Consider the following 255-nt stretch of genomic DNA (forward strand, 5'->3'; position numbering starts at 1 on the left):
ACCTGAAACCGTGCGCTTACAAGAAGTCAGAGCCCGTTAAATGGGTGATGGCGTGCCTTTTGTAGAATGAACCGGCGAGTTACGTTTGCATGCAAGGTTAAGTTGGAGAGACGGAGCCGTAGCGAAAACGAGTCTGAATAGGGCGCATATAGTATGCAGACGTAGACCCGAAACCGTGTGATCTACCCCTGTCCAGGATGAAGGTGCGGTAACACGCACTGGAGGTCCGAACCCACGCACGTTGAAAAGTGCGGG

General features: G+C 52.9%; 1 rRNA gene. It reads left to right on the top strand.

Features of this window, described 5'->3' with window-relative positions:
- Positions 1–255: ribosomal RNA gene (locus tag M3180_RS22555) — 23S ribosomal RNA — on the top strand; the annotation flags it as partial.

It is taken from the genome of Paenibacillus camelliae, assembly GCF_023715345.1.
Lineage (GTDB): Bacteria > Bacillota > Bacilli > Paenibacillales > Paenibacillaceae > Pristimantibacillus > Pristimantibacillus camelliae.